We start from the raw sequence: 22,085 nt of genomic DNA, 5'->3' as shown, positions 1-22,085 counted from the left end.
GTCAGCCTCCCGAGCGCAGGGTCAGGTACAGCAACGGGTACAGGAAGATCCACACCACGTCGACGAAGTGCCAGTACAGGCCGGCCAGTTCCACGGCGTCGGCGCGCGGACTGCGCATCAGCCACAGGCAGGCCGACACGCCGATAAACAGGTGCAGCGCGTGCAGGCCGGTCGCCGCGAAGTACAGCAGGAAGAACAGTTCCATGCCGTAGACGGTGCCCAGGTCCCCGCCGTCGGACGGGTGAAAACCGGCGCCGGGGAACAGGTGCTCGTCGAATTCCTGGTGCCATTCGACGCCCTTGATGGCAAGGAAGACAATGCCCAGCGCCGCCGTCAGCGCCAGCAGGCGCGCGGCGCGGCGGCGATCCCGCATGTCGTTCCCTTTTTGCGCCGCGTGGCCGGCCAGCGCCATGCAGAAGCTGCTGGTCAGCAGGACGGCCGTGTTGACGGTCCCCAGCAGCATGTCCGTGTGGCGGCTCGCCATCCCGGTCGCTTCCGGGTGGTGCATGCGCAGATACAGGTAGCCGAACAGCAGCGGCCCGAAGAACAGCAGCTCGCTGGACAGGAACACCCACATGCCGAACGAGCGCGCGAAGTCCTGCTGCGCGTGGTCGCGGAATTGCGGTTCCAGGACCGGCGCGTTCATGGCCCCTCCGGCGTGTAGGCATACGGCTCGCGCACGACGACCGGCGGCGTCGCGAAATTGTGTTCGGGCGGCGGCGACGCCGTCTGCCATTCGAGCCCCGTGGCCAGCCATGGATTCGCCGGCGCCCGCGCGCCATGGCGCAGCGACCATGCGAGGTAACCGAGCGGCATCAGGTAGCCGATGGCCAGCGTGACGGCGCCCGCGGACGACAGCACGTGCAGCAGCTGGAATTCTTCCGGATAGCTGTGGTAGCGGCGCGGCATGCCCGCATAGCCCAGCAGGTATTGCGGGAAGAAGGTCAGGTTGAAGCCGGCGAAGATCACGAGGGCCGCGATCCTCCCCCACGTTTCCGAATACATCCGCCCCGTGACCTTGGGCCACCAGAAGTGGATGCCGCCCAGGTAGGCCATCACGGAGCCGCCCACCATGATGTAGTGGAAGTGCGCGACGACGAAATAGGTGTCGGACAGGTGCACGTCCAGCGCGAGCGCCGCGAGGAACAGGCCGGTCAGCCCGCCGATCGTGAACAGGCCGACGAAACCCAGCGCGTACAGCATCGGCGCGGAAAAGCGGATGCTGCCCTTGTACAGCGTGGCCGTCCAGTTGAACACCTTGATCGCGGACGGGATCGCGACGAGGAACGACAGCAGCGAAAACACCATCCCCGCGTACATCGACTGGCCGCTGACGAACATGTGGTGGCCCCACACGAGGAAGCCGATGACGGCGATGGCGAGGATCGCGTACGCCATGAAGCGGTAGCCGAACACGGGCCGGCGCGCGAAGCACGGGATGATCTCGCTGGCGACGCCCATCGCCGGCAGCACCATGATGTACACGGCCGGGTGCGAATAAAACCAGAACAGGTGCTGGAACAGCAGCGGGTCGCCGCCCAGCGCCGGGTCGAAGATCCCGACCTGGAACAGCCGCTCGATCGCGACCAGCACCAGCGTCATCGCCAGCACGGGCGTGGCCAGCACGAGGATCAGCGACGTCGCGTAGTTCGCCCACACGAACAGCGGCAGGCGGAACCACCCGAGGCCCGGCGCGCGCAACGTGTGCACGCTGACGATGAAGTTCAGCCCCGTCAGGATCGACGAGAACCCGAGCACCAGCACCCCGCACAGCGCCGCGACGACGTGCGAGTTCGAGAACATCGACGAGAACGGCGTGTAGAACGTCCAGCCGGTGTCGACGCCGCCCGCCAGCAGCGCCCACAGCACGATCGCGCCGCCCGCCATGTACAGGTACCAGCTCGCGAGATTCAGCCGCGGGAAGGCGAGGTCGCGCGCGCCGATCATCAGCGGCATCAGGAAATTCCCCAGCACCGCGGGGATCGACGGGATCAGGAACAGCCACACCATGATGATGCCGTGCGCCGTGAACAGCTTGTTGTACGTGTCGTCGCTGACGAGGTCACCCTGCGGCGTCGCCAGCTCCAGGCGGATCAACGCCGCCGCCACGCCGCCCAGGAAAAAGAACAGGGTGATGGAGATGGCATACAGGACGGCGATGCGCTTGTGGTCGCGCGTCGTCAGCCAGTCGGCCAGCCTGTCACCGCCCGCGAGGTAGCTCGTCATGCGCGCTCTCCCTGATGTATTCGATGATGGCCAGGATGTCTTCCTCGCCGATCTGCCCCGCGAACGACGGCATGATGGGCGCGTAGCCCGCGACGACGTCCTTCGTGGGCACGAGGATGGAATCGCGGACGTACGGCTCGTCGGCCGTCAGCTCGCGGCCGTCCGCGAGATGCACGCGCCGGCCCAGCAGGCCCGTGAGGTCGGGCGCGTGCACGTTCGATCCCGGGTCGTGGCAGCCGCTGCAGCCGTAGCGGCGATACAGTTCGTAGCCGCGCGCCGCCATGCCCGGCTGGTGCGGGCCCGCGTCCAGCCACTGCGCGAACGCCGCCGGCCGCATGACGACGATCCGGCCCAGCATCATCGCGTGCTCCGTGCCGCAGTATTCGGCGCAGTACAGCCGGTATTCGCCCGTGCGGCTGGGCGTGAACACGATGGACGTGTAGCGGCCCGGGACGACGTCCTGCTTCACCCGGAAGTCCGGGACGAAGAAGCTGTGGATCACGTCCTGCGACGTCATCACCATGCGGATCGGCCGGCCCAGCGGCAGGTGCAGCTCGCCCTTTTCCCTGCGGCCGTTGCGGTGCTCCGCCTCCCACATCCACTGCTTCGCGACGACGAACACGGGCATCGCGTTGCTGGGGGCCTGGTACAGCTTCAGGTAGTCGATCGCGCCCCACGCATAGATCCCGAGGAACAGCAGCAGCGGGATCACGGTCCACGCGATTTCGACGGGCAGTCCCTTCTTCGGCACGTGCGTGCGGTCCGCGCCGGAACCGGCCCGGTAGCGGATCGAGAAGCCGACCATCAGCACGAACAGCACCAGCGCGACGGCACCGCACAGCAACAGCAGGCACAGCGCGAGGCTGTCCAGGCGCGTGGCGGAGACGGCGGCGTCCGCCGGGAGCAGGTGGAATTCAGGACGCACGCCGCCCTCCCCGCCGCCACAGCCAGCCCAGGAACAGCAACGGCAACAGCAGCACGCCTGCGCGCACGAACGCCAGCGCACCCGCCGTGTGGCGGCCGGACGTGGGCGCGAAGTGCGCGCACAGCATCAGCACCTGCTCGCCGAACGAGGGCGTCGGTGTCCTGACCGCGGCGCGCAGCGCGGCCGGATCGAAGCGCACGCCGGAGAAGGCGCGCGCGATGCGGCCGTCGGCGTCCAGCACGACGAAGCCGGCCGCGTGGGCCAGCTCGCCCGTGTCCTTGTCCGCCACGGCGCGGTAGCCGAGGGCGTTCTCCAGCCGCGCCAGCGTTTGCGCGTCGCCAGTCAGCAGCGCGAGATCGCGCGCGCCGCCGGGCAGCAGCGCGGCATACGCGCGCTTTCTCTCCGTGGCCGCGGCGGCGCCGTCGCGCGGATCGATGGAGAGGCCGACGAGGCGATAGTCCCCGGCCGCGAGCCCGGACAGCGCGAGCGCCTGCAGCACGCCTTCGAACACCGTGCTGCACAGGTTCGGGCACGTGTAATAGCCGGGCACCAGCACCACCGGACGGTCGAACAACGCGGCCAGCCGGACGGGTTGCCCGGCATCGTCGCGCAGCACGGCGTCGAGCGGCAGCCGGGTGCCGGGCACGGGATCGAAGCGCGCGGCCGGGGGCGGCGGCAGTTGCAGGGCCTGGGCGGCGGCCGGACCGCTGGCGAGCATCAGCAGGAAGGCGAGTGCGGCGATCATCTCGCCCCCTTCGCCGCCATCAGCTTCATGGCCTCGTCCAGCGGAATCCGGGCGATGCCGGCTTCGCGGTCGACCCAGCCATAGCTGCCCGTCGCGCGGCGCTTCTCCTCGAAGTAGGCGGCGCGGTCCGGCTGCGGGGCCGGCTGCAGCAGCGGCGCCTTGCCGGCGAATGCGTGAGGCGGCGTGTTCGCGGCCGGCGCCTGCTCGCGCAGCATCAGCGCGGCCGCGCCGAGCGCACAGGCGATGCCGGCCACGATGATGCAGGCGCCGACGCGCAGGCCGCGCAGATCGAGATCGCCGCCCGTGTAGTCAGGCATGGACACTCTCCTTTCTCGTCCTGTCCAGCGCGAGCCACGCCGCCAGTCCGAACCCGGCCGCGACGAGCGGCGCGAGCCACAGCCAGTGGCGCGTCAAATGCTCGACGGACGGCAGCACGAGCCACCAGCAGTCCAGCAGGTGAGCCGCCAGCAGCGCGGCGGCCAGCACGCCCATCAGCGCGGGCGCCGTCTTCGCGTGGCGCGAAAGCAGGATGCACAGCGGCCCGGCGAAGTGGCCGACGACGAGCACCCACGCGACGGCCTGCCAGCCGGGCGCGCCGCGGCGCAGGTACCACGCGATTTCGTGCGGCAGGTCCGCGGCCCAGATGATCAGGAATTGCACGTACGCGAGGTAGGCCCACGTCAGCACGTACATCATGAGCAGGTTGCCGAGGTCGGGCAGGCGCTTGCGCGCGGCGCCGCGGTCGATCAGCAGCACGGCCAGCGCGAGCCCCGTCAGCATCTGGCCCGTGCCCGCCAGCCAGCCGAACACGCTGGAATACCACTCGGGCTGCAGCGACATGATCCAGTCCACGGCCGCGAGACTCACGGAGAAGCCGTAGGCGACCAGGCACAGGGCGGCACGCAAAGGCGACCGCGTGCGGGCGCGCGTCTCGACGATGGCAAGTCCGCACCACAGCAGCAGATAGCCGATGCTGCGGATCGTGAAGAAGACGGGACTCAGCCACATCTGGCGGAATGCGCCGTCCTGCACGCCGTGCTGCCACGGATACAGCAGCGGTGCGCCCAGCAGCACGGGCAGGAACAGAATGCACGCGAGCGGCAGCCAGCGCGCCGCACGCAGCAGCGGGCCGCGGATCGTCTCGCCCCACGCGCCGCCCGTCAGCTGGTGCAGCCACACGTTGGCGAGACCGCCCAGCAGCGCGCCCGTGATGAACCACCACGCGGCGAGATAGCTGGCCAGCAGCGCGCGCAGGTCGAGGCGCCAGCCGGCGACGGCGGCGACGAGCGCGAGAATCGCGAGCGTGCGCGCCTTCATGGCTGCGCTCCCAGGTGCGCGCGCACGTCCGGCGGCAGGCTCGCCGCGTCCGCATGCTGGCTCAGTTGCAGCGCGCGGATGAAGGCGACGATGGCCCAGCGGTCGGCGGGCTCCACGCGGTCGCCGTACGGCGCCATCACGCCGTAGCCGTTCCTGATGACGTCGTAGATGTGGCGGTCGGGCGCATTGCGCAGGCGGTCCTGGTGATACGTCGGCGGCGCCGGGAAGCCGCGCCGCACGACGAGGCCATCGCCGTCGCCGGCCGGGCTGTGGCAAGGCATGCAATAGATCATGTAGCGGTCGTGGCCGCGCTTCAGCAGGGCCATGTCGACGGGATACGGGTTCGTCTGCGCGTCTTCCGCCAGCGCGTCGCGCCGCACGAGGTCCGTGCCCGCGCGGCCGCCGGAACTGTCGGCGAACGCGCCCCGCGCACGCGGTTCCGTGCCGGCGACGGGCTGCCGTACGGACGCGCCGTCCTCGAACAGCGCGCTCGGCGCGTACGTTTTATAGCGCGGCTGGTCGTACATGTCCTGCTTCGCGCCTTCGCAGCCGGCCAATGCGCACAACGACAGCGCAAACAGCGGAAGAAGCGGGATGCGCTTCATGCCGGCACCTCGCGCAGCAGCAGCGGGTGCAGTTCCTCCAGCAGGTCGCGCGCCGGGCCGGGCGCGAACACGGGATCGCGCGCGGGCAGGCACAGGAAGAAGCGGTTGCGGCTCGCCAGTTCGAATTCCTCGACCTCGAACAGCGGATGGTACAGCCGCGGCAACCCGTTCAGCACGAGCATCGCGAGCACGGCCGCCACGGCCGCGCCGAGGATCGTGATCTCGAACGTGGCCGGAATGAACGCGGGCCAGCTGTGCAGCGGCCGGCCGCCGATGTTGATCGGGTAGTCGATGACGGCCGCATACCATTGCAGGAAGTACGTCCCGGCCCCGCCGAGGATCCCGCCCAGCAGCGTGAGCGGCGCGATCCAGCCCTTGTCGGCGCCGACGATGTCGTCCAGCCCTTCGATCGCGAACGGCGAATAGGCCTCCACGCGCGTGTAGCCGTTCGCGCGCGCATGGCGCGCGGCCGCGCACAGCGCGTCCGCGCTGGGAAACTCGGCCAGCAGGCCGTACACGCCCGGTCCGCTCATGCCTCCCCCTTCGCCGATTCGCGTACCAGCTCGCGCATCTCCGCGATCGAGATCAGCGGCAGGAAGCGCACGAACAGCAGGAACAGCCAGACGAACAGCGCGATGGAACCGAACAGCGTGATCCAGTCCCAGCGCGTCGGATAGAACATGCCCCACGCGGACGGCAGGAAGTCGCGGTGCAGCGACGTGACGACGATGAGGAAGCGCTCCATCCACATGCCGCAGTTGATGACGAGGCTCAGCACGAACAGCAGCGCCGCGCTGTGACGTACGCGCCGGAACCAGAACAGCTGCGGCACCAGCACGTTACAGGCCAGCATGGCCAGATACACGGGACCGTACGGCCCCGTGAAACGGTTGACCGTCATGTAGCGCTCGTAGATGTCGCCGCTGTAGAACGACGTGAAGATCTCCGCGAGGTAGCCGTAGCTCACGAGCCAGCACGTGGCCAGCAGCACCTTGGCCGCGTTGGCGAGATGCCGGCCCGTGATGAAATCCTGCAGGCCGAACGCGGCGCGCAGCGGGATCGCGAGCGTCAGTACCATCGCGAAGCCGGAGAACAGCGCGCCGGCGACGAAGTATGGCGGGAAGATCGTCGAATGGTAGCCGGGCGTGTTCCCGACGGCGAAGTCGAGCGACACGATCGTGTGCACCGACACGACGAGCGGCGTCGCCAGCCCCGCCAGCAGCAAATATGCCCATTCGTAGCGCGCCCAGTGCCGCGCCTCGCCGCGCCAGCCCAGCGCCAGCAGGCCGTACGCGATCTGGCTTTTCCTTTGGCCGCGCTGGCCGGCGCGGTCGCGCAGGGTGGCGAGGTCCGGGATCAGGCCCACGTACCAGAACAGCAGCGACACGGTCAGGTAGGTCGCGATGGCGAAGAAGTCCCAGACCAGGGGGCTGCGCCACTGCGGCCACACGTTCATCACGTTCGGATAAGGCACGAGCCAGTAGAAGAACCACGGCCGGCCCAGGTGCAGGATCGGGAACAGGCCCGCGATGCCCGCCGCGAACAGCGTCATCGCCTCGGCGAAGCGGTTGATCGACGTCCGCCACTTCTGGCGCAGCAGCAGGAGCACGGCGGAGATGAAGGTACCGGCATGGCCGATCCCGATCCACCACACGAAGTTACCGATGGCGAAGCCCCACGCGACGGGAATGTCGACGCCCCAGATGCCGATCCCCTTCACGAGCAGCCAGGAAACGGCGGCCAGCAGCGCGCACACGCCCGCGGACGCGACGAGGAACGCCGTCCACCAGCGCCAGCCGAAATGGCCCGTGAGGACGATGCCCGCGATCTTGTCCGTGACGCTCGCATAGCCCCAGCCGGGGCGCAGCACGTCGGTATTCTCCGGGGTACTCATTCCAGCTCCGGATCCGGGTTCAGCACGCGCCTGAGGTAACTCGTGCGCGGGCGCGTGTTGAGTTCTTCCAGTAGGTGGTAATCGAGCGGCGACGCCTTCGCCGCGACGACGTCGCTGGCGGGGTCGTTCAGATCGCCGAAGCGGATCGCGCGCGTGGGGCACACGGCCTGGCACGCGGTGACCATCTCGCCGTCGCGGATGCGCCGTCCCGCCTTCTCGGCCTCGATGCGGGCGCGGGTGATCCGCTGCAGGCAGTAGCTGCATTTCTCCATCACGCCGCGCCGGCGCACCGTCACCTCGGGATTCTGCAGCGCCTTCAGGCTTTCCACTTTTTGGTTCGCGTACTGCAGGAAGTTGAAGCGCCGGACCTTGTACGGGCAGTTGTTGGAGCAGAAGCGCGTGCCGATGCAGCGGTTGTAGACCTGCACGTTGAGGCCTTCGCTGTCGTGCATCGTGGCGCCGACCGGGCACACTTCCTCGCACGGCGCGTGCTCGCAATGCATGCACGGCACGGGCTGGAACAGGGTGCGCGGGCCGGCCACGTAGCGGTCGACGCGGATCCAGTGCATGCTGCGGCCCCGCGCCACTTCCTCCTTGCCGACGACGGGGATGTTGTTCTCGGCCTGGCACGCGATCGTGCACGATGCGCAGCCGATGCACGCATTCAGGTCGATCGCCATGCCCCATTTGTAGTCCTTGTATTCGCGTTCGGGATACATCGACGCCTGCTCCGGCCGCTCGCGTGCCAGTTCGCGCACGTGGACGCGAACTTGAACCGGACTGCGGCCCTGCATGTCGACTTCCTTCTGGCGGAACACGAGATCGTGCGTGCGGCCCGTGCGCTCGACCGTCAGCGCGGGCAGGGAAACGCGGGTGCGCAGCCGGTACGCGTCGAAGCCGACGCCCTCCCCGACGCCGCCCGCCGCGCGCCGGCCATACCCCAGCGGCAGCGTGACGACGCCCTCGGCCTGCCCCGCCACGACGAGCACCGGCGCATCGACCGTCCGCCCGTCCACGCGCAGCCGCGCGACGGCGCCGTCGGCGAGGCCCAGGCGCTGCGCCGTCGCCGGGCCGATCAGCGCCGCGTTGTCCCACGTGAGCGACGTGAGGGGCCGCGGCAACTCCTGCAGCCACGCGTTGTTGGCGAAGGCGCCGCCATCCACGGCCGGGTCGGGCGCGAACAGGGCGACGAGCGGCGGCGCGGCCGGCACGGGCATGGCTCCGGGCGGACGCGCGGCGGGCACGGACACGGGCCGCGCGGCGCTCCCCCCGACGCTGCCCCCGCGCAGGCTGTCGCGCCACGCCGCGTCCCCGCCGCCCCACGTCGCGCGCACGAGCGCGTGGCCGTTTCTCGTCTCCGCGCCGGCCAGCAGCGCGAGGATCTCGTGCGCGGAGCGGCCGCCGTACAGCGGCGCGATCAGCGGTTGCACGATGCTCGCCGTGCCGTCGTGCCCCCGCGCATCGCTCCACGCCTCGTAGCAGTGTGCCATCGGCAGGTGCCAGCCGGCCGCGCGCGCGGTCTCGTCGCGGTACAGGCCCAGGTGGGCGGAAAGCGGCACGCGCCGCAGCAGCGCGGCGAAATCGAGGTCCGCGGGCGCATCGTAGGCCGGATTCGCGTCCAGCATGAGCAAGGTGTCGACGCGGCCGGCGCGCAGGTCGCCGGCCAGCGCGGCGATCGACGCGCCGTGGTCCAGCGGGCTGCGCTCGACCGGCTCGATGAAGCCGAGCGGACCGTTCAGGCGCTGCGTCAGCGCATACGCCAGCGCGCGGCCGGCCGGGCTCACGTTCGGGCCGGCGACGACGAGTGCCGCGCCGCGCGCACCGTCCAGCGCCTGCGCCACCGCCGCCTCCCACCGGTCCAGCGCCGCATCGGCGGCGCGGCCCGGGTCGGCGCCCACGCCCAGCCTGGACGCGATGCGTATCAGCGCGGCCTCGATCTCGTGCGGCGCCCGCGCGAGGCGCGCGTCGGCATACGCGCCGGTCAACGTGGGCGTCGCCTCCAGCACGTACAGGCGGTTCGCGTCCGGCGCTGCTCCCAGCCGGCGCGGCGCCGTGAACGCCCGAGCATGCGCCAGGCTGCCGGGCAGCGTGCCGAACAAATCGGCATCCAGCGCGAGCACGACCTGCGCCTCGTCCAGCCGGTACACCGGGTCGAGCGGCCGGCCGAACGCCAGTTGCGCCGCGTGCGCGGCACCGTCGTCGTGCAGCGGATCCCACGCATGCCAGCGCAGGTTCGGCAGCCGCTGCTGCAGCGCCGCGATCTGCGCCGCCAGCGTGGGCGACGTGACGGTGCCCGTCAGGATGCGCAATCCCGCGCCGCCGTCCTGCTCGAAGCGGGGCCGGCGTGCCTGCAGCGCCGCCTCGAACGCGCCCCACGTCGCCATCTCCTCGCCGCGGAACACGGCCTGCGACCGGTCCGGGTCCCACAACTGCAGGATGGACGCCTGCGCGAACACGTCGGTGGCGCCCGCGCTCACCGGATGGTCCGGATTGCCCTCGACCTTCGTCGGCCGCCCCATGTTCGATTCCACGAGCACGCCGTGCGCGAGCCCGTTGCGCACGAACGCGGTCGCGTAAAACATGGGCAGGCCCGGCACGCCCTGCTCCGGCATCGTCGCGTACGGGACGATGGTTTCGGCCGGCGGCCCGCTGCACCCGGCGCCCGCCAGCGCGGCCGATGCGGCCATCAGCTTCAGGAAGCGGCGCCGTGCCGGCTCGTCCTGGGCAATCGGAATGAGCGGATGCGTCTTCATCGGTGACACGTCGAACAATTGGTGAGCGCCTGCGCATCGCGCAGGTGGTACAGGCGGTTCAGCTGGCGGATCTCGTCCGCGCTGAGCGGCTTTTGCGGCGCCATCGACAGCACCTGGTTCAGCGGCCGCACGTGGTTGGGCGCGTCGCGGTGGCAGCGCAGGCACCACTGCATCTCCAGCGACGCCGTGCGCCACGTGATGGGCATCTGGTCCACGCGCCCGTGGCACTCGATGCAGGCAACGCCCTTGGCCACGTGGATGTCGTGTTCGAAATAGACGAAGTCCGGCAGGTCGTGCACGCGCACCCAGTGGAGCGGCTTGCCCGTGCGTGCGCTTTCGTGCAGCGGCGCAAGCAGCGGCGACTCCACGAACAGCTGCGAATGGCAGCTGAGGCAGACCGACGTCGACGGCATCCCGGCCGTGGCCGAGTTCTCCACGGACGTGTGGCAGTAGCGGCAATCGATGCCGTCGTCGGCCACGTGGTGCTTGTGGCTGAACGGAATCGGCTGGGCGACGGGGGCGAAGGTCACGTTACGCGGCGACATGGTCCAGCGGGCCAGCGCGATCCACGTTGCGAGCCCGACCAGCAGACCCAGCAGGATCAGCTTGACGAGCAGGACTGCGGAACGGGAGAACGGTGGCGCCATCGTGCATGAGAACGGTAGTGGATCCGGAACACACGAACGCAGTATAGGCTGTCGATCCTGCAACACTCCGCACGTTACCGCTGGGAAGCAAACATTTGTAGCAAACTATTTCGATTGTGGAATATACGTATAACCACATTGCATGACTTCAACATTGAATGTCGGTTATCATCTTTGGTTTGTGGAAATCTTACCGTGAAGAAATGCCGATGAACTGGTTCACCCGTTTACGCCTGGCGAGCAAGCTGGGCATTACGTTCGCCGCCGTCCTCGCACTCACCGTGCTGGTCGGCGCCATCTCGATCCATCAACTGGCGAAGGTCAACGACACGTCGCTGCGCCTGTCCGGGCACTGGATGCCGGGCATCCGCGTCATCGAAGACATCAAGTCGCAGGTCGCCCGCATCCGCACGCGCGAGCTGCAATACATTATCTCGAGCGAGCCGGCCGAGATGGACAAATACGACAAGGTGATCGCGCAAGACCTCGAAGACTTGCGGCGCATGCAGGACGACTACGTCAAGCTGCTCGAATCGCCGGAAGAACAACAGAGCTACGCGGAATTCCTCGGACTGTGGCAGCGCTACATGGCGGAAGACGCCAAGGTCCGCGCCGCCGCGCGCCAGAACGACGGCGCCCTGGCCAAGTCGCTGATCCGCGGCGAATCGAACAAGCTGATCGTCGCCATCCGCGCCAACGTCGACAAGGCCGTCGACAACTACACGGCAGGCGGCCGCGCCGCCGCGCTCGATGGTTCGCGCCGCTACGCGTCATCGCGCGTGCTGATCGTGTCGCTCGTCTGCGGCTGCGTGCTGCTGGGCGCCGCCGGCGCCACGCTGCTCACGCGCTGGCTGATGCGCCGCCTGGGCGGCGAGCCGGACTACGCGACCGACATCGTCAAGCACATCGCGGCCGGCGACCTGTCGATGGACGTGCAGACCCGCCCCGGCGACCAATCCAGCCTGCTCGCCGCGATGAAGGCGATGCAGGGCAACCTGGCCCACATCGTCGGCAACGTGCGCGCCGCGACCGGCACGATCTCCAGCGCCTCCACGCAGATCGCGGCCGGTAACCTGGACCTGTCCTCGCGCACCGAGCAGCAGGCCAGCGCCCTGCAGCAGACGGCCGCCTCGATGGAAGAACTGACCGCGACCGTGCGCAACAACGCGGAACACGCGAACCAGGCCAACACCCTCGCCGACACGGCCGCCGGCGTCGCCCAACAGGGCAGCACGGCCGTCGCGCGCGTCGTCGACACGATGGGATCGATCCACGCGTCGTCGCAGAAGATCGTCGACATCATCGCCGTCATCGACGGCATCGCCTTCCAGACCAATATCCTCGCGCTGAACGCGGCCGTGGAAGCGGCGCGCGCCGGCGAACAGGGCCGCGGCTTCGCCGTCGTGGCGGGCGAAGTGCGCACGCTGGCCCAGCGTTCGGCCGCCGCCGCCAAGGAAATCAAGGAGTTGATCGGCGCCTCCGTCCAGCAGGTCGAAGCGGGCGCGGGTCTCGTCTCCGAAGCCGGCGCCACGATGCGCGAAGTGCTGCGGACCGTGCAGCAGATGCACGAGCTGATGGTCGAGATCAGCCACGCCGGCCGCGAACAGCGTGCGGGCATCGAGCAGGTGAACAAGGCCGTCTCGCAGATGGACACCGTCACCCAGCAGAACGCCGGCCTCGTCGAGGAAGCCGCGACGGCGGCCCAGAGCCTGCACGAACAGGCCGAGGCGCTCGACCATCTCGTCAGCGTGTTCAAGCTGGACGAGGCCGCGCGCCGTTCGTCCGGCAGCCGGGCGCTCGTCGTCGGCTAACATTCATGCTGTGTCTGTTCACACCGCGAAACCCTCCCTCAAGACACCGTAGGGCGGGCATTTGAGGCCGGGGGCCTCAAATGAAACGAGCCCACGCGTTACGCCAACTCATGGCGGACGTCACGCGTTACGCCAACACGGCGAACGTCACGCGTTACGCCAACACACGGCGAACGTCACGCGTTACGCCAACACATGGCAAACGTCACGCGTGGGCACAGGGTGCCCACCCTGTAAAGGCAAAGTTAAAATGTCCGCTTTCAGCAAAGTAGAAATGTCCGCTTTTTGGGGCGTTCAAATGCGCTTTTGAGCGGACATTTTCTTTGCCGCCGTCACACCCTGTGCGATGACGGTAGCAGGTTGGTCATGGCGGTAGTTACGATTGCGCGCCTTCTTGTCGAGGGTGTGATGAATAGTTTTGCTATCGACATAAGTCACGTTGGCCCGGTCAGGCTGCTCGATAGCGGTGTATGCGAGTACGTGACTGTCTGCCCGAATCTCAACTCGGCCATCGGCATACGTATGGATATTGATGGACTGCCCGATCAGCTGACGTAACGCTGGCTTGTCTTCGAGGCGATAGAGCCGCTTGCCATGCTGCAGGGTGAGTTTGGCAGTGAGCTTACGGTGGTCGCACAGTGACAGAATCAGCGCCAGATCCTCGTCGGGACGCAGTGGCGCATGGACGTCGAGCGAGCTGCGCGGAACCCGGGAGAAGGTCGCGTTGTAACGTTGAATGAAGTCGCCACTCCAGACGTTGGCGGCTTCGATGTCACTGATGCCGTCCAATCGCAGGGCCTTGACCAGCCGGTCTTGCAAAGTACGGTTGAGACGTTCCACGCGGCCTTTGGCTTGCGGGGAATTCGCACAGATCAGTTCGATGCCGAGTTCGTCGAGCGCACGCTGGAACTGGGTCTTCGTACGACTCGTTGCCGACGGCGAGCGGAACACCGCTGCTCGGTCAGCATAGAAGGCTTGCGGCTTGCCATGCTGTTCGATGTATCGCCGAGTGGCCGCGAAATAGCTGGCGGTCGTTTCAGTCTCCGCGAAGTGCAGATGCAGGATCTTTCCCGTCGCGTCGTCGACATAAACCAGCAAGGTACAAGCGTTGTCGCGCTTTTCAAACCAGTGATGACGGCTACCGTCTATCTGGACCAACTCGCCGACGCAAGGCCGTCGTTCCCGCGGCTGGTACAAGCGTGCACTTCGGGCCGCTTTCGGAATCCATAAGCCGGCCTCAATCATCAAGTTGCGTAAAGTTTCCTTCGATAGGCACAAGTCGTGCCGCTCCCGCAACTGCTCGCACGCCAGCGTCGGCCCAAAATCGGCATAGCGCTCGCGCACCAGCTGCAATGCCTTTTGCGCCAACTCGGGCGCAAGCCGATTATTGCTCGGCTTGCCCCTGTGCCTGGAGATCATTCCACGTTCGCCGTCTTCGTCAAATCGCTTTTGCAGCCGTCGAACCTGCCGCGTCGTGATTCCCAACCGCTTCGCTGCAATGACCGCCGTGATCTCACCTTTGGCACAAGCCGCGATGATATCGGCGCGCTCCAACTCTTCCATCGTAATGCTCCCGACTTTGCCCACACTCGACTCCAAACCGTTCGGAATCGACAGCATGAACTATCTAGCAAAAGCGGACATTTCTACTTTGCTAGAAGCGGACATTACAACTTTGCTCTTACACCCTACGCGATGTTTGCGCAAACAAATTGTGTTATAAAAGTGTGTAAAAAGGACTTTTCGGAATAGCATTTCTTGAGCGTTTCCGATAATCTCTTGTAGATTGGAAGCTCGGAGCCGGCGTCGCCGGTTCCGGCGGACGATATAACAACCAGCGGATGGTGCCTCGTTCGAGCACTGTCCGTCATTCGAGACAACGCTCATGAACCTGATCTCCCCCCTGGACACCATTGTCTTCCTGTTCTACTTCGTCGTCGTCGCCGGCTACGGCCTGTGGGTCTACCGCCGCAAGAAGAGCGCCAACACCTCCGCCTCGCACGACTACTTCCTGGCCGAAGGCTCGCTCACGTGGTGGGCCATCGGCGCCTCGCTGATCGCCTCGAACATCTCCGCCGAGCAGTTCATCGGCATGAGCGGTTCGGGCTTCCGCATCGGCATGGCCATCGCCGTGTACGAACTGATGGCCGCCGCCACGCTCGTCATCGTCGCCGTGTTCTTCATGCCGGTCTACCTGAAGAACCACATCTACACGATGCCGCAGTTCCTCGAACAGCGCTACGGCAAGGCCGTCGCCACGACGATGGCCCTGTTCTGGCTCGGCCTGTACGTCGTCGTCAACCTGACCTCGATCCTGTACCTGGGCGCGCTGGCCATCGGCAGCGTCACCGGCATCGGCGTGCTGCCCTGCATGCTGTTCCTCGCCGTCTTCGCCGCCATCATCACGCTGGGCGGCATGAAGGTCATCGGCTACACGGACGTCATCCAGGTGACCTGCCTCGTCATCGGCGGCCTCGTGACCACGTGGCTGGCCCTGGACCTCGTCGCCAAACTGGGCAACGGCCACGGCGCGCTGCAAGGCTTCTCCACGTTGTACAACTCGACCCGCGACCACTTCGAAATGGTGCTGGGCCGCGACAACCCGAACTACATGGACCTGCCGGGCCTGTCCACGCTGATCGGCGGCATGTGGATCGTGAACCTGAACTACTGGGGCTGCAACCAGTACATCACGCAGCGCGCCCTCGGCGCCGACCTGCCGACGGCCCGCAAAGGCCTGCTGTTCGCCGCGTTCCTGAAACTGCTGATGCCGGTCATCGTCGTCATGCCGGGTATCGCCGCGTTCGCGCTGGACCGTTCCGGCGCGCTGGGCGACGCGATGCGCGTCGGCGGCGAACTGAATCCGGACCGCGCCTACCCCACCCTGCTGGCACTGCTGCCGTCGGGCCTGAAAGGCATCGCGTTCGCGGCACTGACCGCCGCCGTCGTCGCGTCGCTGGCCGGCAAGGCCAACTCGATCGCCACGATCTTCACGCTCGACATCTATCAAAAACGCCTGCATCCGAACGTCACCGAGCAGAAGATGGTGTGGATCGGCCGCATGACCGTCGTCGTGTCGATGCTGCTGGCCGTGCTGATCGCCCCGCTGATGGGCATCGACAAGAAGGGCGGCTTCCAGTACATCCAGGAATACACGGGCTTCGTCTCGCCGGGCATCCTGGCCATGTTCCTGCTGGGCTTCTTCTGGAAAAAGACCACGTCCAGCGCCGCGATGTTCGCGACCGTGGGCGGTCTCGTGTTCTCGATCATCCTGAAGTTCCTGCCGGGGATGATGGACCTGTCCTTCCTCGCCCCGATCGGCTTCGCCCACGACAACGGCAGCGGTGTCTACGAGATCCCGTTCCTGGACCGCATGTTCATCGTGTTCTGGCTGGTCGTCGCCGGCATGGTCCTGCTCAGCACCGTGTTCGCCCGCGGCAAGGTGAAGGGGCTGATCGTCGACACCAAGCTGTTCAAGGTCGACGGCGCGTTCGCCCTCGGCTCGGCCGTCATCTGCGTGGTGCTGGCCACGATCTACGGCATGTGGTGGTGATATGCAATCGTGGGCACGGGGTGCCCACTCTACAGCCATGACGTAGGGTGGGCTCCCCGAGCACACCAAGCGCTAGCGATACGAAGGCAGCCTGCGGGCTGCCTTTTTTTAATTCAGGAAGACTCCAGCACCGAACTTCGCTGGACTACGCCGCAGCCCGATATAACAGGTTTATCAAGGACTTGGGCGAGTTCAACATATGCCGGCGCGTTCCGACACCCGGGCGGCAAAGAGGAATCCAACTTGCAGCCATGCCTGCCATTCGGCACCGCCGACCAGCTGCCTTCGGTCATCCGCCTGCGTGGTCGTTGCCACCGTGCGCGGCGATGAACATGGTGACGGCCGAACGGCAGTAGGATTCGATTTCGTTGTCGTCCGCTGCTCTCGCCTGATCGAAGCGTACGATCATCAGGAGATCGGATCCTTTGAAAAGCGCGGCAAACAGGCGGGCGGACCCGCGAGGATCGGGCACGTTCAGAAGCGCCTTCGCGTGCAACTGACGCAACAGGGCCTCGATTTGGGCAATGACATGGGCGGGGCCGGCTTCGTAATGGAGCCTGCTTAACGAGCTTTGATTCGTCTTGTCGGCCATGACCATGGCTTCGACACTGCGGACGTCCGGTCTCAACAGCGTGCGGAGCAGGGATGATCCCACCGCCATCAGCCGATCTTCGACCGAACCGTCGACGCCTTCAAGAACGGCCTGTGGTGCCAACAACCGATGGCAGCCGGCCGTGATAGCCGCGCTGAACAGCGCCTCCTTGTTGTCGAAATGCCGATAGATGCTCAGCTTGGATATCTTCGCCCGCTGGGCGACCTTGTCCATTGTCGTCGCTTGAAACCCCAGCTCCACAAAGAGTTCGTTTGCGGCGCTGACTATCGTTTCGCCAAGTGCTTCGTTGGCGGGACGGCCGCGGCGCCCGTGCTTTTTTTCGTTCACGTCGTTTCCAGTACTTGACAGTATCTTAATTCACGATCTAAGATACTGCATGGTATCGTAAATTTGCGATCCACTGTGATCGAAATTGGCCGCGCTTTCCACCACCGGTCTCGCCCAAGCACATTCCACCGCAAAGTCAGCCTCAACCATCGACAACACGGAGCCCACCACCATGAATGACGTCATCATCATCGGCGGCAGCTTTGCCGGCCTCGCCGCCGCGCTGCAGCTTGGCCGTGCCCGCCGCACGGTCACGGTTCTCGATACCGGCCTGCCGCGCAATCGTTTCGCCGACCATTCGCATGGGCTGCTCGGCCACGACCACAAGCCGCCGCAGGATATCCTGACGGAGGCGCGGCGGCAGCTGGCGCGCTATCCCACGATCAAACTGGTCAATGCCCGCGCCGAGAGCGTCTCCGGCACCATGGACGATTTCTCCGTCCTCACCGGCAATGGCGAAAATCTCAAAGCGCGCCGTCTGATCCTGAGCTACGGCGTCGCCGATCAAATGCCTGGTATTCCGGGCTTCGCCGAAGGCTGGGGTACCTCCATCGTGCCTTGCCCCTATTGCGACGGCTTTGAAGTCGCCGGCCGGCATTGGGGCCTCGTCTGGTCCGGCGCCCCGTCGCATAACTATGTCAGGCTGTATCACGACTGGACCGACACCCTGACGGTCTTCGCCGATGGTCACGACATTCCACCGGAGATCCGGGCAGATCTGGCACGCCGCGGCATCCCGACCGTCGATGGCCGCATCGCCGAGATCGACCATCACAAAGGCAATAACACCATCGTCAAAGTCGATGCCGGCCCCCAGGTCGGGGTCGACATCCTGTTCGCGCACCCGCGCAACAAGCCATCCGCACGCCTGCACGAAGCGCTGGGCCTTGCCACAGTCGATACGCCCCAAGGCATCGCCCTCAAAGTCGACGAGCGCCGCGAAACCAGCATGCGGGGCATCTACGCGGCGGGCGACCTCGCCAATCCCCAAATGCCCTCGGTTACCACGGCCTCATGGCAAGGCGCGATGGCGGGCATCTTCGCCCAGCAGTCGATGCTGGTTTGAGGACACCGATTCCCCTCCCTGCCCGAGCCAGGATCTCCGCCGAGCAGCGGACAATTTTTATCGCCGCCGCAAGGCCGCGCCGATGAACGCGACGACCTCCGCCCGGCACCGCCACGCCTCGCGCAGCGCGTTCATGTAATAAAAGCTGTGCGGCACGTCGTGCCAGATGGTGAGCGTCACGCGGTTGCCGGCCCGGCGCGCGCGTTCGACCGCGCGCGTGCTGTCGTCGAGGATGATCTCGGTGTCCGACACGTGGAAGTGGAGCGGCGCGAGTCCCGCCCAGTCGCCGAACAGCGGCGACACGTCCGGGTGGTCCGGCGCGACGCCTCCCAGGTACGTCATCCGCACCCATGGCCAGATGTTCGGTGACTGCATGCTGTCGCGCGCGGCGTTGGCGGCTGCGGACGGACTGCCGGCCGTCAGGTCGATCGGCGCCGACAGCAGGATGCAGCCCGCCGGCTGGGGCCAGCCGTTGTCCCGCGCCCGCATCAGCAGCACGAGCGCCAGGTTCGCACCGGCGGAATGCCCGATCACGACGATCTTGTGCGCCGGGATGCCGGCGGCAAGCAGGCCGGCGTAGACGGCGCAGCAGTCGTCCAGGCCCGCCGGGAACGGAAACTCGGGCGCGAGCCGGTACGGCACCTGCACGACGGGACATCCGGTACGGCGCGCCAGGCCGGCACAGTAACGGCGATCGGCCGCCGCCGCACGCACCGCGAAACCGCCGCCGTGGAGATACAGGATGACGCCGTCGCACGCGGCCTCGCGCCGCCCGATCCATTCGACGGCCACGCCGCCGGCGTCGGCGACGTCGACACGCACGGGCCGCCTGCCGAGCGTCCCCAGACGGTCGATACGGTGATACGCCGCGCGCATGCGTGCGACGGACGGGATGTCGTCCCAGAGGGGCTTCAGGGTGCGTCGCAGCCCCGCATTCACGATGGTTCGGATCAGCATGCCTTATGTTACATCTTCATGCCCACGCTTGGCCTGCTCACGCACGCCATTGCGCTCGACCATCTTTGCCCATCCTTCTCCGCGCGGCCCGGCCGATACAGGTCACCGTGGCAGCGCGTACACCGCCAGCTGGTCGCCCACCTGGTCCTTGATGATCGGATTGCCGCCGGCCACGAAGGCGACGTACTGACGGCCCTTGTATTCGTACACCGCCGGATTCGCGACCACCGGGGCCTGGACCAGGTCGGACCATAACTCTTTACCGGTCGCAAGCGAATAGGCCCGCACTTTCGCATCCATCGAGGCGCCGATGAAGATCAGGCCACCTGCGGTCACGGCCGGCCCGCCGATGGTCGGCGAGCCCAGGCTCTCCGGCATGTAGAAGCCGTACTGCTGGGATGCGCCGACGGGGCGACGCCAGTTGATCGCGCCGGTCTTCATGTTGATCGAGACCAGTTCGCCGAAGGGCGGTTCCCAGCATGGCATGCCGAGCCAGTTGAGCGCGTTTTCCAGCATGATGCCGAATGGCGCCCCCTTCTGCGGATAGAAGCCCTGCTCCGCGCCGGAGCCCCTGGCCACGCTGTCGTACACATTGCGTGGCAACAGCTTGAGTTGCTGCACGAGATGCGACGTGTTGACGATCGCCGTCTCGCTGCGCGGGTCGAAGGCGACACCGCCCCACTGGACGGCGCCGGCGCTGAACGGATAGCCCAGCGTGCCGGCATCCCCGACGGTCGGCGGCGTGTACATGCCATCGTAATGCATTGCATCGAACAGGCGCGAACACTGGCCGAAGCCGACCATGTCGGCAATCCACCACACCTTCGGCTTGCGGGACTGGTCCAGCAGCGGCGCAGGCCGGGTAGGAACCGGCTGGGTCTTCGCGTAAACCTCACCGGGCACATTGCCGGTGGGGACGGGCCGCTCCTCGATCGGCCAGACATCCTCGCCGGTCCTGCGGTTCACGACGAACAGGTAGCCCATCTTGGTGGCCTGCATCAGCGCCGGAATCGTCTTGCCATCGACCGTGATGTCCATCAGCGTCGGTGCCGAATTGATGTCGTAGTCCCAAAGGTCGTGGTGCACCCACTGACGCGACCACACCACCTTGCCGGTGTCGATGTCGACAGCGGTGGTGGAGGTCGCCAGCGGGACAGGTTCCGCGCGATTGCCGCCCCAGTAATTGGGCGAAGGCGACGACACCGGCAAGTACACGAGCCCAAGCGCCTCGTCGACCGACATCGCGGTCCACACGTTGGCAGTGCCGCTCTGCCTGACGATGTCGTCGGGCAGAACGTTCAGGACCCATTCCAGCTTGCCGGTGCGCGCATTCACCGAGAAGACCCTGCCCGGCGGCGCCTCGGCCAGCGCCCAGTCCTTGCCGGCCCAGCCCATGATGAGGTGGTCGCCCGCCACGGTGGGCGGCTGGAGCACCGACAGCGGCCAGGCATCATTGATGTTGTTCCATTTATTGACGTTGAGTACGCCGTGGTCGGCAAAGCCAGGGCACGGCTTGCCCGTGTCGGCATCGACGGCGAAGAGTCGCGCATCCATGGTGCCGATGTAGACGGTCTTCTGGCAGGCCTGCCCCGCGACCGGATGCCGGGCTTCCCAGTAGGCGACGCCGCGGGTCTTCAACGCGGGCTGCGTGAGCGCCTTCAGGGTCGAATGGGTGTCGAACCGCCAACGCTCCTTCCCGGTCGCCGGATCGAGCGCGATGATCCGGTAGAACGGTGTGCCGATGTACAGGGTCTCGTTGGCATAGATGGGCGTGGCCGACCAGACGGTCGGCGGCTTGCCGCCGCTGCCGTCGGAGACGTCCCCGGTATGGTACTGCCATGCCAGCTTCAGCTTGCCGACGTTCGAGGTATCGATCTGCGACAGCGGTGAGTATTTTTGCGCGCTTAATTGCCCGTGGAAGCTGTTCCAGACAGGCTTTGGCGGTGCCAATGGTTGTTGCGCCGGCGCGTCTTGAACATTCCCGGCCGCCGCCGCCCCCTGGGCCGTCGCAGCCGGCAGCCGGCCGATGGCTGCGAGGCCAAGGCTGATGCACAGGGCAGGCACGAGCAACAGCGAGGCGACGGTCGTCGCCGGGTGCCTGTCCGGGCCACTCATCAAATCGACGGCCAGCGCCAGCAGTGCGACGGCCATGGCGGCAACCAGCAAGAACTCATGCAGCAGCCAGGCCGCCGCCAGGGTGCCGAGCGCCATCAGAAGGGCGAGAACCCGCACGAGCCGGGAGCGGCCGGTGCGCCTGCGCGCCAGGACAAAGCCGAGCAACGCCAGCAACAGGGTGGACACGACGACAGCGAGGGCGCCGATCGTTCCGGTCACGCCGGTCATCGGCGCGAAATAATTGAACAGTGCGACGCCGAGCCCGGCCAGCGCCGCGATCGTCAGCGTCGCCCCCGCCACACCATGAAATCTCCGTGTCATGCCCGTACGCTCCTCCAAAAGAATCGGCTCGGTTCATTGGCCGTAGCCGGGAAGACGCGAACACGTCACCCAGGCCACGCGTGGTCCATCCAGACAAGGCGTAACTTGCCGCTCGTGAATTCAGTTGAAGAAATTATAGGACTCGCTTTCACGGCGGGCCGCCCGATACGGAACCCGGCGGGCGGCCCGGCGTGATTGATATGAAATGCG

General features: G+C 66.8%; 18 protein-coding genes. 3 read left to right on the top strand and 15 right to left on the bottom strand.

Translation table 11 applies throughout. The features are described from left to right. Position 1: 1 nt before the first annotated feature. Genes ACEN98_RS27445 through ACEN98_RS27395 form a run of 11 tightly spaced genes read right to left on the bottom strand, consistent with a single transcriptional unit; the run spans position 2 to position 11,112 of the window. Complete coding sequence (locus ACEN98_RS27445) at positions 2–646, bottom strand: cytochrome c oxidase subunit 3 (RefSeq protein ID WP_413388056.1); 645 nt, start codon at positions 644–646, stop codon at positions 2–4. Beyond that, positions 643–2,226 carry a cytochrome c oxidase subunit I gene (gene ctaD, locus ACEN98_RS27440; protein WP_413388055.1) on the bottom strand — a complete coding sequence of 528 codons (1,584 nt, stop codon included), beginning with the start codon at positions 2,224–2,226 and terminating at the stop codon, positions 643–645. Before ctaD ends, ACEN98_RS27445 begins: the two co-directional genes overlap by 4 nt. Then, complete coding sequence (gene coxB / locus ACEN98_RS27435; RefSeq protein ID WP_413388054.1) at positions 2,201–3,151, bottom strand: cytochrome c oxidase subunit II; 951 nt, start codon at positions 3,149–3,151, stop codon at positions 2,201–2,203. The genes ctaD and coxB overlap by 26 nt, the downstream gene beginning before the upstream one ends. After that, positions 3,141–3,896 (bottom strand): SCO family protein, encoded by a 756-nt coding sequence (locus ACEN98_RS27430; protein ID WP_413388053.1) that lies wholly within the window; start codon positions 3,894–3,896, stop codon positions 3,141–3,143. Before ACEN98_RS27430 ends, coxB begins: the two co-directional genes overlap by 11 nt. Then, positions 3,893–4,213 (bottom strand): hypothetical protein, encoded by a 321-nt coding sequence (locus tag ACEN98_RS27425; protein ID WP_413388052.1) that lies wholly within the window; start codon positions 4,211–4,213, stop codon positions 3,893–3,895. The genes ACEN98_RS27430 and ACEN98_RS27425 overlap by 4 nt, the downstream gene beginning before the upstream one ends. After that, a complete protein-coding gene (locus ACEN98_RS27420; RefSeq protein ID WP_413388051.1) occupies positions 4,206–5,213 on the bottom strand; it encodes a hypothetical protein in 1,008 nt (335 codons plus the stop codon). Before ACEN98_RS27420 ends, ACEN98_RS27425 begins: the two co-directional genes overlap by 8 nt. Beyond that, entirely contained in the window at positions 5,210–5,818 is a 609-nt protein-coding gene (locus ACEN98_RS27415) for a c-type cytochrome (RefSeq protein WP_413388050.1), read from the bottom strand. Before ACEN98_RS27415 ends, ACEN98_RS27420 begins: the two co-directional genes overlap by 4 nt. Next, complete coding sequence (locus ACEN98_RS27410; protein WP_413388049.1) at positions 5,815–6,351, bottom strand: DUF3341 domain-containing protein; 537 nt, start codon at positions 6,349–6,351, stop codon at positions 5,815–5,817. Before ACEN98_RS27410 ends, ACEN98_RS27415 begins: the two co-directional genes overlap by 4 nt. Beyond that, positions 6,348–7,712 (bottom strand): NrfD/PsrC family molybdoenzyme membrane anchor subunit, encoded by a 1,365-nt coding sequence (gene nrfD, locus ACEN98_RS27405; RefSeq protein WP_413388048.1) that lies wholly within the window; start codon positions 7,710–7,712, stop codon positions 6,348–6,350. Before nrfD ends, ACEN98_RS27410 begins: the two co-directional genes overlap by 4 nt. Beyond that, complete coding sequence (locus tag ACEN98_RS27400) at positions 7,709–10,465, bottom strand: 4Fe-4S dicluster domain-containing protein (protein WP_413388047.1); 2,757 nt, start codon at positions 10,463–10,465, stop codon at positions 7,709–7,711. The genes nrfD and ACEN98_RS27400 overlap by 4 nt, the downstream gene beginning before the upstream one ends. After that, entirely contained in the window at positions 10,462–11,112 is a 651-nt protein-coding gene (locus ACEN98_RS27395; protein ID WP_413388046.1) for a cytochrome c3 family protein, read from the bottom strand. The genes ACEN98_RS27400 and ACEN98_RS27395 overlap by 4 nt, the downstream gene beginning before the upstream one ends. A gap of 209 nt (positions 11,113–11,321) precedes the next feature. On the opposite strand from ACEN98_RS27395, the gene ACEN98_RS27390 reads away from it, so the two are divergent. Then, on the top strand, positions 11,322–12,923 hold the full coding sequence (locus ACEN98_RS27390; RefSeq protein ID WP_413388045.1) for a methyl-accepting chemotaxis protein: 1,602 nt from the start codon (positions 11,322–11,324) through the stop codon (positions 12,921–12,923). Between the two features lie 294 nt (positions 12,924–13,217). Here ACEN98_RS27390 and ACEN98_RS27385 read toward each other — a convergent pair whose 3' ends face one another. Continuing rightward, on the bottom strand, positions 13,218–14,543 hold the full coding sequence (locus ACEN98_RS27385; RefSeq protein ID WP_413382907.1) for an ISNCY family transposase: 1,326 nt from the start codon (positions 14,541–14,543) through the stop codon (positions 13,218–13,220). A gap of 265 nt (positions 14,544–14,808) precedes the next feature. Here ACEN98_RS27385 and ACEN98_RS27380 point away from each other — a divergent pair, with 265 nt between their 5' ends. Continuing rightward, positions 14,809–16,476: a sodium:solute symporter family transporter gene (locus ACEN98_RS27380; RefSeq protein ID WP_413388044.1), complete on the top strand. Its 1,668-nt coding sequence runs from the start codon at positions 14,809–14,811 to the stop codon at positions 16,474–16,476. 289 nt (positions 16,477–16,765) lie between these two features. On the opposite strand, the gene ACEN98_RS27375 is transcribed toward ACEN98_RS27380, so the two are convergent. Continuing rightward, positions 16,766–17,416, bottom strand: a complete 651-nt coding sequence (locus ACEN98_RS27375; RefSeq protein ID WP_413388043.1) for a TetR/AcrR family transcriptional regulator — start codon at positions 17,414–17,416, stop codon at positions 16,766–16,768. Positions 17,417–17,588: 172 nt separating this feature from the next. Here ACEN98_RS27375 and ACEN98_RS27370 point away from each other — a divergent pair, with 172 nt between their 5' ends. After that, positions 17,589–18,482: an NAD(P)/FAD-dependent oxidoreductase gene (locus ACEN98_RS27370; protein ID WP_413388042.1), complete on the top strand. Its 894-nt coding sequence runs from the start codon at positions 17,589–17,591 to the stop codon at positions 18,480–18,482. A gap of 57 nt (positions 18,483–18,539) precedes the next feature. On the opposite strand, the gene ACEN98_RS27365 is transcribed toward ACEN98_RS27370, so the two are convergent. Further along, the gene (locus ACEN98_RS27365; protein ID WP_413388041.1) at positions 18,540–19,439 is read right to left on the bottom strand and encodes an alpha/beta hydrolase; all 900 of its coding nucleotides are present in this window, start codon (positions 19,437–19,439) and stop codon (positions 18,540–18,542) included. A 102-nt stretch (positions 19,440–19,541) separates the two neighbouring features. Next, positions 19,542–21,875, bottom strand: coding sequence for a pyrroloquinoline quinone-dependent dehydrogenase (locus ACEN98_RS27360; RefSeq protein ID WP_413388040.1), 2,334 nt, complete (start codon positions 21,873–21,875; stop codon positions 19,542–19,544). Between the last annotated feature and the right edge of the window lie 210 nt (positions 21,876–22,085).

The organism is Massilia sp. CT11-137 (genome assembly GCF_047302885.1).
Classification (GTDB): domain Bacteria; phylum Pseudomonadota; class Gammaproteobacteria; order Burkholderiales; family Burkholderiaceae_D; genus Telluria; species Telluria orientalis.
The sequence above is the reverse complement of the archived record's forward strand: the minus strand, read 5'-3'. Positions and strand labels throughout refer to the sequence as shown.

Coding starts and splice junctions, on each gene's coding strand:
- ACEN98_RS27445 (WP_413388056.1), bottom strand. CDS start 646: ATGAACGCGCCGGTCCTGGAACCGCAATTCCGCGACCACGCGCAGCAG.
- ctaD (WP_413388055.1), bottom strand. CDS start 2,226: ATGACGAGCTACCTCGCGGGCGGTGACAGGCTGGCCGACTGGCTGACG.
- ACEN98_RS27430 (WP_413388053.1), bottom strand. CDS start 3,896: ATGATCGCCGCACTCGCCTTCCTGCTGATGCTCGCCAGCGGTCCGGCC.
- ACEN98_RS27425 (WP_413388052.1), bottom strand. CDS start 4,213: ATGCCTGACTACACGGGCGGCGATCTCGATCTGCGCGGCCTGCGCGTC.
- ACEN98_RS27420 (WP_413388051.1), bottom strand. CDS start 5,213: ATGAAGGCGCGCACGCTCGCGATTCTCGCGCTCGTCGCCGCCGTCGCC.
- ACEN98_RS27415 (WP_413388050.1), bottom strand. CDS start 5,818: ATGAAGCGCATCCCGCTTCTTCCGCTGTTTGCGCTGTCGTTGTGCGCA.
- ACEN98_RS27410 (WP_413388049.1), bottom strand. CDS start 6,351: ATGAGCGGACCGGGCGTGTACGGCCTGCTGGCCGAGTTTCCCAGCGCG.
- nrfD (WP_413388048.1), bottom strand. CDS start 7,712: ATGAGTACCCCGGAGAATACCGACGTGCTGCGCCCCGGCTGGGGCTAT.
- ACEN98_RS27400 (WP_413388047.1), bottom strand. CDS start 10,465: ATGAAGACGCATCCGCTCATTCCGATTGCCCAGGACGAGCCGGCACGG.
- ACEN98_RS27395 (WP_413388046.1), bottom strand. CDS start 11,112: ATGGCGCCACCGTTCTCCCGTTCCGCAGTCCTGCTCGTCAAGCTGATC.
- ACEN98_RS27390 (WP_413388045.1), top strand. CDS start 11,322: ATGAACTGGTTCACCCGTTTACGCCTGGCGAGCAAGCTGGGCATTACG.
- ACEN98_RS27385 (WP_413382907.1), bottom strand. CDS start 14,543: ATGCTGTCGATTCCGAACGGTTTGGAGTCGAGTGTGGGCAAAGTCGGG.
- ACEN98_RS27380 (WP_413388044.1), top strand. CDS start 14,809: ATGAACCTGATCTCCCCCCTGGACACCATTGTCTTCCTGTTCTACTTC.
- ACEN98_RS27370 (WP_413388042.1), top strand. CDS start 17,589: ATGAATGACGTCATCATCATCGGCGGCAGCTTTGCCGGCCTCGCCGCC.
- ACEN98_RS27365 (WP_413388041.1), bottom strand. CDS start 19,439: ATGCTGATCCGAACCATCGTGAATGCGGGGCTGCGACGCACCCTGAAG.
- ACEN98_RS27360 (WP_413388040.1), bottom strand. CDS start 21,875: ATGACACGGAGATTTCATGGTGTGGCGGGGGCGACGCTGACGATCGCG.